We start from the raw sequence: 6,820 nt of genomic DNA on the forward strand, positions 1-6,820 counted from the left end.
CAGAGGGGGAGGTCAGTCGCGGCCGGCGCGCTGCCGGGTCGCCCGATCTCTGGAGCGCATCGACCGTGCACATACCCGCCTCCTCTTCTGCTGGCGCAATATCCTCATCAGGCTCCTCATCGGGTGACACAGATGCTTCTGCTGGTACCAGCCGTGCGAACGGCAGCGGTGGCGTGAACGGCAGCGGTGGCGTCGGCAGCGGCGGTGGCGCCAGCCGCAACGGCAGCGCGGACCGTGACGGCAGCGGGAACGGCGCTGGCGGGCGGTCCGATGCCCTGGGGAGGCCCGACGCCCGCCGGCGGGTGACCGTGCCGGCATCGCAGCCCGACCGGACGTCACAGCCCGACCGGACGTCACAGCCCATCCGGACGTCGCAGCCCGAGCGGGCACCGCGGCCCACCCGGACACAGCCCTGGCGGGCCGAGCCCACACCGGCCGCGGCGGCGCGCCGGGCCGGCCCGCCGCTCACCGAGACGCTCACCTTCGCCGACCGGCACATCGGGCCGGACGCGGACGAGCGCCGGAAGATGCTCGACGGGCTCGGCCACGCCAGCCTGGACGCGTTGGTCGCGGCCGCGGTGCCGGAGGTGATCCGGGACAGCACCCTCGACCTGCCACCGGCGGCGAGCGAGCCGGAGGTGCTCGCCGAACTGCGCCGGCTGGGCAGCCGGAACCGCCCGGTGCCTTCGATGATCGGCCTCGGTTACCATCCCGCGGTGCTGCCCGGGGTGATCCAGCGCAACGTCCTGGAGAACCCGGCCTGGTACACGGCGTACACCCCGTACCAGCCGGAGATCTCCCAGGGGCGCCTGGAGGCGCTGCTCAACTTCCAGACCATGATCGCCGATCTGACCGGCCTCGCGACGGCCGGGGCCTCGCTGCTGGACGAGTCGACCGCCGCGGCCGAGGCCATGCAGCTTGCCCGCCGGGCCGCAAAGAAGCCCGAGACACGGTTCGTCGTGGACGTGGGGACGCTGCCGCAGACGATCGCGGTGCTGCGTACCCGGGCCCGGGCGCTGGGGATCGAGGTGGTCGTCATGGACCTCTCGGCCGGTATACCGGAACACCTGGCCGAGTCGGCGTTCGGCGTCCTGCTGGCGTACCCGGCCGCCGACGGCGCGCTGCGGGACCCGCGCCCGGTGATCGAACAGGCCCGCGGCCGCGGGATCATCGTGGCGGTGGCGGTCGACCCGCTGGCGCTGACGCTGCTGGCCGCGCCGGGTGAGTTCGGGGCGGACATCGCGGTCGGCAGCGCGCAGCGGTTCGGGCTGGGCCTGGGCTTCGGCGGCCCGCACGCGGGTTTCATCGCGGTACGCGCCGGCCTGGAGCGGTCGCTGCCGGGCCGGCTGGTCGGGGTGTCGGTGGACGCCGACGGCGAACCCGCCTACCGGCTGGCCCTGCAGACCCGGGAGCAGCACATCCGCCGGGAGAAGGCCACCAGTAACATCTGCACGGCCCAGGTGCTGCCGGCCGTGCTGACCTCGATGTACGCCGTCTACCACGGCCCGCGGGGGCTGGCCGGGATCGCCGGGCGGGTGCACGGCCACGCGGTGCGCCTCGCCGAGGGGCTGCGGGCCGGTGGGGTGCGGGTCGTCCACGAGCACTTCTTCGACACGGTGCTCGCGCAGGTGCCGTCCCGGGCGGCCGAGGTGGTCGCCGCGGCGCTCGCCGGCGGGCTGAACCTGCGTCTGGTCGACGCCGACCACGTCGGCATCTCCTGCAACGAGACGACGCTGGACGCCGACCTGCACGCGGTGTGGGCGGCGTTCGGGGTGCCGCCGCTGCCGTCCCCGTCGGTGGTCGCGCTGCCGGTGCGGAACGCCACAGCCGTCGGAGCCGCTACCGCCAGCGCTCAGGGTGCCGCCGACGGTGCTGGCCGGGCGATCCCGGCGGAGCTGGTGCGGGCGAGCCCCTACCTGGAGCATCCGGTGTTCCACCGGTACCGGTCCGAGACGGCGATGCTGCGTTACCTGCGCCACCTCGCCGACAAGGACCTGGCGCTCGACCGCGGCATGATCCCGCTCGGCTCCTGCACGATGAAGCTGAACGCCACGACCGAGATGGCCGCGGTGACCTGGCCGGACTTCGCCGACATCCACCCGTTCGCGCCGCTGGACCAGGCCGCCGGCTACCTGGAGCTCATCCGCGACCTGGAGAAGTGGCTGGTGGCGATCACCGGCTACGCGGCCGTGTCCCTGCAGCCGAACGCGGGCAGCCAGGGGGAGCTCGCCGGGCTGCTGGCCATCCGCGCCTACCACCGCGACCACGCCGTGGCGGGCCGGCCGGCCCGGGACGTCTGCCTGATCCCGTCGTCCGCGCACGGGACGAACGCGGCGAGCGCGGTCATGGCCGGGATGCGGGTCGTGGTGGTCGCCTGCGACAGCGACGGCAACGTGGACCTGGAGGATCTGGCCGCGAAGGCGTCCGCCTACTCCGACCGGCTGGCCGCGCTGATGGTGACCTATCCGTCGACGCACGGTGTCTACGAGGAGGGCATCGGGCGGGCCTGCGACCTGGTGCACTCCTGCGGCGGGCTGGTCTACGTCGACGGCGCGAACCTCAACGCCCTGGTGGGGCTGGCCCGGCCGGGGACGTTCGGGGCGGACGTGAGCCACCTGAACCTGCACAAGACGTTCTGCATCCCGCACGGCGGCGGCGGCCCGGGTGTCGGCCCGGTCGCGGTGGTCGAACGGCTCGCGCCCTACCTGCCCAACCATCCGCTGCGGCCCGAGGCGGGGCCGGCCACCGGTGTCGGGCCGATCGCCGGGGCGCCGTGGGGGTCGGCGGGCATCCTGATGATCCCCTGGGCGTACATCCGGCTGATGGGTGCCGCCGGGCTGCGCCGGGCCACCTCGGTGGCGGTCCTGGGCGCCAACTACATCGCCTGGCGGCTGTCGTCCCACTACCCGGTGCTCTACACCGGACGTGACGGCCTGGTCGCACACGAGTGCATCCTCGACCTGCGCCCGCTGACGAAAAGCACCGGGGTCACCGTGGACGACGTGGCCAAACGGCTGATCGACTACGGTTTCCACGCGCCGACGATGTCGTTCCCGGTACCCGGGACGCTGATGATCGAGCCGACCGAGAGCGAGGACCTGACCGAGATCGAACGCTTCTGCCGGGCGATGATCGCGATCCGCCGGGAGGCCGACCTGGTCGGCGCGGGCACCTGGCCGGTGAGCGACAACCCGCTGCGCAACGCCCCGCACACGGCGTCCATGCTGGTGGCGGACGAGTGGGCGCACCCGTACTCCCGGACGGTGGCGGCCTACCCGGTCGCCTCCCTGCGGGAGTCGAAGTACTGGCCGCCGGTACGCCGGATCGACGGCGCCTACGGCGACCGCAACCCGGTCTGCACCTGCCCGCCCGTGACGACCTATACCGGCCAGGACGAGGACGTCGCGTTCGCCGGCGGCGCGCCGGCCGCCCCCGGCATCGCGGCGGTACCGGCCGACACCCGAGGCTGACCGGCGGCGGGACCCGTCCCCCAGACGGATCGGCGCGGTGCGCCGGCACGCCGGACACCGCGCCGCGTCCGCGCCTGACCGCGTGCCGCGTCACGCGGTCAGGGCAGTGGTGCCGCGTCACGCGGTCGGGAGCGTGGTGCCGCGTCACGCGGTCGGGAGCGCCGCGAACATGGCGACCATGCCGACACTCATGATCAGACGGCATCCGTGGACGCGGGCGGACGCGCCCCGCGCCCTGCCCACGAGCGGGCTGGTCAGCTGGATGACCAGCCGGCCGGCCCGCCCGTCCACCGAGCACGACCGGGTTCCCGCCGGGCATGGACGTGCCGCCAGGCGCAGTACCAGGGCGGCCGCGGTGAGGACGGTCAGCGCCGCGAAAAGCAGGAGGAAACCGATGGTCAGGTCATCCGCCGACCACCATCGCAGCGCGTTCATGTAGGCCATCGCCAGGCCCTCGACCGCGAGCAGCGCGCAGCAGCAGGCCCCGGCCGCGCCGGCGTCGTGATGGCCGGTGCCGCGATCGTCAGTGCCGTGCCGGCCGGCCGCCGGTTGTCGAAAGCGTCCCGGATCATTTCCCTGAACCGCGTTGGCGGCCAGGAACACCGACGAAAGGAGCAGATAGCCCCAGGCCGGCGTGGCCCCGGTGAGAAGCCGGCCGGTGCCGGCCTGCCAGGCCGGTGGGCTGAACATGTACGCCATACCGGCCGCCACGAGAAGATGGCCGGTTTCGGTCAGCACGGTGCTCCGTTCTCCGCCGGCTCGTGCCATCCGCGCCGACCGCCAGGCGTGCCAGGCGTGAAATCCCGTGAGAACGGCGAACACCAGCGCCGCGGCAAGCCGAAGCGGGCCGCCAGCCGTGCCGCTCGGCCCCGCGACCCCCGGTACATGATGTACATGGTGCATACGGCACCGCCTGGTCATGCCAAGGCCCACGTTCACGCGGAAAATCCCGGAAAGTTCCCGGAAACCTCGTTCCGAGGACAGCCGGATACGCACCGGCCAGGCCCGGTGCCGGGCCGGCCGGAGCCGGGTGACCGTATACCTTTGCTTTTGTCTCGGTCGGTGTTCTTCGGTACCGGCGGCTGACCGGCGGCTACTGCCCGGCCGAATCCTGGATGCCGGAGGTGACGGCCAGCGCCGAGTCGAGGACGCTTTCCAGTGCCCCGGACTTCGCCTGATCGATTATCTCGTAGAACTGGTCGACACTCATCTGCACCTGCTGGCCGAAGTCGTCCACGAGGACGATCCGGCGCTCGGCCGGGGCGTCATGGTCGACGAACAGCTGCGGACAGCCGCAGCTGCATTTCCCGCAGAAGGTCACCAGGTGCTGCCGGGCCGCCCCACCGGCATCCGGCACCGCGTCCGCTGGAGTTTCGTCACGCACTGTCCCCACCTCACCCGCCTGGCCGACGCGTCGGCATGGCCAACCTGCTCGCAACATCACTCACAGCGTAAAGAGCCTCACGCCACCCTGTCCCCGTTTCCGTGAAATCACAACGAAAACCCTGCCCCGGGCCGGGGTCCGCCCAAGAATCGGTGCGACGGGCAGTGATGTAACGGACGATGATGCGGCGGGCGTGGAAGCCATCCGTCCCATCGCGGTCTGTGCACCGCGGGCAGGGGGCGAGGCCATGATGGATCGTCATGCTGGGCCGTTTCGTGGGCTCGGGATCCAGGGATGGGCCACCCCGAAGTCGGCCCTGGTGGTGACCGGATGCGGCCCCGCCGCCGGGGACTGGTCGCGGACCTGTCACTGGCGGTCGAGAATCCGCTGGGCTCCCGCGGTCGTGGGAGGCAGGCGTCAGGTCGTTTTCGTGACGCTTCAGTACATTAGGTGGCGCTATAGATACATATGGTATCCATAGTCATAACTTGTACCGACCGAGTTTGGTAAGCGTACGTTGGGGTACTACTGTAACTCGTTGTTACATCTCACGGTGAGGGCTGCGGCGGAACAGGTGGGCCGGGGAGGTGTCACCCGGCCGGGATCCGCGGCCCGGAGGCAAGGGGGCGCGGAAGAGGTCCTAGCCAACGCCAGGTCACGACCTGCCGCCCGGCCGGACGGGTGGCGAGGGGGAGGCGGCCTCGGCGGCAGTGGGGGTGGTCCGGTTTTTTCAGGGGCCTGCGACGACGCGCCGAATACCGTTTCGCGTCGTCTCCGGCCCATTCTGGTAAAGGGGGGTAGTTCTCATGGAAAGCTCACGAGAGAGGGGCGTCCGTGCGTACGCTCGACCCCATCACCCTCGACCTCGACGCCATCGAGGCCGGTAAACTCGCCAACGGCATCACCCTGAGCCTGCTCATTCCCGCGCGCGGCCCGGAAGCGGCCCGGACACTGGGTAACATCGTCGCCCTTAATCGCCAGCACTGGATGCTGGAACGCCCGGTGCTGGACGAGATCGGTGTCGTTGTCGACCCGTCGTCCGACGGCGACGAGCATGACCTGGTACGTATAGCGACGGAAGCCGGGGCGAGCTGGGTCGTTCGGGGGCGGTCGGTCATCGGACATCACATGAAACACGAGCCGCCCTCCTACGGGGGCAAGGCCGGCGCGATGCGCAGCCTCGCCTACCTGGCATTCGGCGACCGGTTCATATTTCATGACGCCGACCTGGAGCACTACGACCCGCTTACCGTGGGCCTGCTGGCGGCGGTCGCGACCACCGGCAGCGCGTCGTTGTTCGTCAACGGCAGTTCCCAGCGGGTGACCGGCGACGGCCGGCCCGGCGGGCGTACCACCGAGATGCTGCGCTCCCTGCTCTCCAAGCAACTGGCCCACTACGTCCCCGCCGTCACGGCCATCCAGCAGCCGCTCATCGGCGAGTTCGTGATCGACGCGGACCTCTTCGGCTCGCTGGCCTTTTCCCGCGGGTACGGCGTGGAGACCTCCCTGAAGGTGCTCGCCCTGGATTTCCTGGGCAGCCTGAAATGTGTTCAGGTCGAACTTCCGGTCAAGTACCAGGTCGGTCAGGACTATCGCGACCTCGTCAAGCAGTTCCATGAGATAAGCTTCACGGTCGACGTGCTGGAGGCATATTTCTCCCGCCGTCGGATCGATGCGCAGGTGGCGATCTGGGAGATCGCCGACAATTATGACCTGTTGCACCCCGGGCGTACGTACGCGCTGCACCGTCCGCCCGGTTACGACGACACGGCGTTCGTCCCGCGGCTTGGTTTCTACCAGCCGCTGGCGAATTCGCGGGCCTACCAGGCGCGGATTCCCGAGATCAAGGCAGCGCGCCACGCGGCGCTGAAGGCGCTCGAACGCCGGATGCGGGCGTCCGCGTAAGTGGGCTGGCCGGCCCCGGGCGCGCGCCGCCGGGGCCGGCCCGTCGTCCGTGGCCGTGCCC

The 6,820-nt window shown here is 71.1% G+C and carries 4 protein-coding genes; 2 read left to right on the plus strand and 2 right to left on the minus strand.

What is annotated here, in order from left to right; genetic code table 11:
* The first annotated feature begins 173 nt into the window (after window positions 1–173).
* The gene (gene gcvP, locus NBX02_RS03235; RefSeq protein WP_250289930.1) at window positions 174–3,470 is read left to right on the plus strand and encodes an aminomethyl-transferring glycine dehydrogenase; all 3,297 of its coding nucleotides are present in this window, start codon (window positions 174–176) and stop codon (window positions 3,468–3,470) included.
* Between the two features lie 144 nt (window positions 3,471–3,614).
* Here the strand turns inward: gcvP and NBX02_RS03240 are convergent, their stop codons facing one another.
* Window positions 3,615–4,208: a DUF5134 domain-containing protein gene (locus NBX02_RS03240; RefSeq protein WP_250289932.1), complete on the minus strand. Its 594-nt coding sequence runs from the start codon at window positions 4,206–4,208 to the stop codon at window positions 3,615–3,617.
* A gap of 355 nt (window positions 4,209–4,563) precedes the next feature.
* Window positions 4,564–4,854: a hypothetical protein gene (locus tag NBX02_RS03245; protein WP_250287318.1), complete on the minus strand. Its 291-nt coding sequence runs from the start codon at window positions 4,852–4,854 to the stop codon at window positions 4,564–4,566.
* A gap of 834 nt (window positions 4,855–5,688) precedes the next feature.
* On the opposite strand from NBX02_RS03245, the gene NBX02_RS03250 reads away from it, so the two are divergent.
* Window positions 5,689–6,759 (plus strand): hypothetical protein, encoded by a 1,071-nt coding sequence (locus tag NBX02_RS03250; RefSeq protein WP_250287316.1) that lies wholly within the window; start codon window positions 5,689–5,691, stop codon window positions 6,757–6,759.
* Window positions 6,760–6,820: the final 61 nt, after the last annotated feature.

The organism is Protofrankia sp. CiP1_Cm_nod1 (genome assembly GCF_920888515.1).
In the GTDB taxonomy this organism is placed as follows: Bacteria; Actinomycetota; Actinomycetes; order Frankiales; family Frankiaceae; genus Protofrankia.